The organism is Halomonas sp., assembly GCF_041689495.1.
GTDB lineage: Bacteria > Pseudomonadota > Gammaproteobacteria > Pseudomonadales > Halomonadaceae > Halomonas.
In genome coordinates this window covers 1-2,606 of the sequence record NZ_JBDNGD010000402.1, presented here as the reverse complement: position 1 = coordinate 2,606, position 2,606 = coordinate 1, and the positions used below count along the sequence as shown (strand labels likewise).

Sequence of the window (2,606 nt, the reverse complement as noted above, 5' to 3'; positions counted from 1 at the left end):
TTTGCGGTGGATCAGGGAGCCAACCCCATGACCTTCCTGGGACTGGCCGGTGTCGGCGACCTGATCGTCACCTGCTCCTCGGCCCTGTCGCGTAACTATCGGGTGGGCTATGCCCTGGGCGAGGGTCGGAACCTGGACGAGGCCGTCGAGGCCCTGGGCCAGGTGGCCGAGGGGGTCAATACCGTTCGTCTGGTGTTTGACAAGGCCCACGAGGACGGCGTCTACATGCCGCTGGTCGAAGGCCTCTACCAGGTCCTGTTCAAGGGAGTACCGGCCCGAGAGATGGCCAAGATGCTGATGCTGGGTGAACAGAGCAGTGATGTGGAGTTCATCCTGCCCCGGGAGGATGTACAGCGGGCCCACCGGAAGTCGGACAGCCCACATGACTGAACAATTGCTGATCATGCGCCATGGACAGGCAGGCAACGGTAGCCCCGATGCGTCACGGACCCTGACCGCACGCGGTCGAGACGAGGGGTTATGCATGGCCACCTGGCTGGCTGGACGTGACGATCTTGACCTCTCGCGGCTGCGTCTACTGGCAAGTCCCTATCGGCGAGCTCAGCAGACGGCAGAATTGATCGCGGAGGCCTTGGAGGCTGAGCTCGAGACCCTGCCGATCATCACCCCGGACGACTCGCCGGTCGCGGCGGTCGACTGGCTGCTGGAACTGGACGGTGGCGAGCCCCTGCTGCTGGTCAGCCATATGCCCCTGGTTGCTGCCTTGACCGGGTTGCTGGTAGAGGGTCGAAGCGATCGCGGACCGGGGTTTCCCACCGCCGCCATCGCCGAACTGGAGGCGGATGTTTTTGCCAACGGATGTGCGCGAATCATCCGCTTTACCTCACCGGCAGATCTCGCCTGAACTCGGTATCAGATCAATCCAATGACGCGCAGGCCGAATACCCCCAGGGTGATGGTCAAGCTGGCCATCAGGGTCGTCAGGGCGATGATGTTGGCGGACAGTCTGGCATCGCCTCCCATCGCCTTGACCATCACGAAGCTCGCGGCGGCCGTGGGGCTGGCAAAGAACAAAAAGAGTATGCCGAGCTCGCGGTCAACAAAACCGGTCCACCAGGCCCCCAGGGTCGCCAGTGCCGGCAGGATGACCATCTTCATGACGCTGGCACCCACGGCGCTGCCGTGCGATTCACGCAATGCGCTGACTGACAGTGTGGCGCCGATGCAGATCAGTGCCAAGGGCAGGGTCAAGGAGGCGAAATATTCCCCGGAGGTCATCAACCAGCCCGGTAGGGCGATATCCAGCATCATGAAGGGAAGGGCAGCCATGACGGCAAGAATCAAGGGATTACGCGCAATATGCTTGGCGATGCTCAGCCAGGCCATTTTCCTGCCAGGCCGGTAAGCCGACAGGATGATCACCGAGAGGGCATTGTAGCTGAGAATGACCACGCCCAGCAGCAAGCCACCGGCCGACAGGCCATAATCGCCATACATGCTTGCCGCGAGTGCCAGTCCGACGATGCCGCAGTTACCCCGGAAAGCACCCTGTACGTAGACGCCACGATCTGCGTAGGGCACACGCCAGATGGCCCATCCCCAACTAACCAGGAAGGTCGCCAGGGTGGCCAGGGTAAAATACATCATCAAGCCGGGATTGAAGGCCGTTGCGATATCTGCCTGGATCAGGCTGAGGAAGATCAGTGTCGGCATGGTGCCCTTGAACACCAGCGCCGAGGCGGTGGCAACGAAACCCTGGTCAATCCAGCCGATGCGCTTCAGCACCAGGCCGATGAACACCATGGCGAACACCGGGAGGGTGATCTCCAGGGTGCCGAGGAAGACGTCCCATGGGTTCATGAGACGGCGTTGGCTGGTGTAGAGGCTTCATTCAGCACGATTCGATTCTCTCATGGCATGCTTGTCCGAGGGTAAGCGGGACGATGGCCCAACAGGGTAATGACATTCTGGCAGGAAGGGTATCCATGGACGTGGATGCATTCAACTTTGGTCTAGATTCTTAGCGTGGTGGGTGCGTAGGAGGCATTGTCCCTTTATCGTTAGTTGTATGATGTATTACCAATAGACAGGAGGCTTCTACGCTTCTTGACATGGTGCTGGAGTCATAAGGTGTTCACGATTGTCTGCCCTGAATAGGTACATGATGTTTCCTGAAATCAACGCTATGCGAATCGTCCCCATCGTCGGCTACGACGGCTTTCTTCTCAATCTCAGCGGTGGTCATGCCCCCTGGTTCGTCCGCTGTGTTGTGGTTCTCGAGGATAGCGAAGGAAACAAGGGCGTAGGAGAGATTCCTTCCAGTGAAGGGATCCTCGAGGGGTTGGAGCAGTGTCGTGCCTTGGTCGAAGGCTCCAGGATCAATGACATCAAGCAGACGTTAAATAGGGCTCGGCAACGGCTTGCACGAAATGGAAGAGAAGAGCGTGGTCGCCAGACCTTCGACTTGCGAGTTGCGGTGCACGTGATTACCGCCATCGAATCGGCACTCTACGATCTCTTCGGACAGGCACTGGAGATGCCAGTTGCAGATCTGCTGGGCCAGTTCGGCCGGCAGCGGGATGAGGTCGAGGTCTTGGGCTATCTCTTCCTGCTGGGCGACCCCGCCAAGACGGATCTGCCGTATC

The 2,606-nt window shown here is 59.6% G+C and carries 3 protein-coding genes and 1 pseudogene; 3 read left to right on the top strand and 1 reads right to left on the bottom strand.

The window, feature by feature from the left end; genetic code table 11:
- Together ACESMD_RS12695 and sixA are read left to right on the top strand one after the other, a co-directional pair.
- Nucleotides 1-390 (top strand): NAD(P)H-dependent glycerol-3-phosphate dehydrogenase (locus ACESMD_RS12695; protein WP_372613711.1); only part of this gene is annotated, 390 nt, incomplete at its 5' end.
- On the top strand, nt 383-865 hold the full coding sequence (gene sixA / locus ACESMD_RS12690) for a phosphohistidine phosphatase SixA (RefSeq protein WP_372613709.1): 483 nt from the start codon (nt 383-385) through the stop codon (nt 863-865). The genes ACESMD_RS12695 and sixA, both read left to right, overlap by 8 nt.
- Before the next feature lie 8 nt (nt 866-873).
- Here the strand turns inward: sixA and ACESMD_RS12685 are convergent, their stop codons facing one another.
- On the bottom strand, nt 874-1,821 hold the full coding sequence (locus ACESMD_RS12685; protein ID WP_372613707.1) for an AEC family transporter: 948 nt from the start codon (nt 1,819-1,821) through the stop codon (nt 874-876).
- 280 nt (nt 1,822-2,101) lie between these two features.
- Between ACESMD_RS12685 and gudD the strand changes: the two are divergent.
- A pseudogene (gene gudD / locus ACESMD_RS12680) lies at nt 2,102-2,606 on the top strand (glucarate dehydratase); the annotation flags it as partial.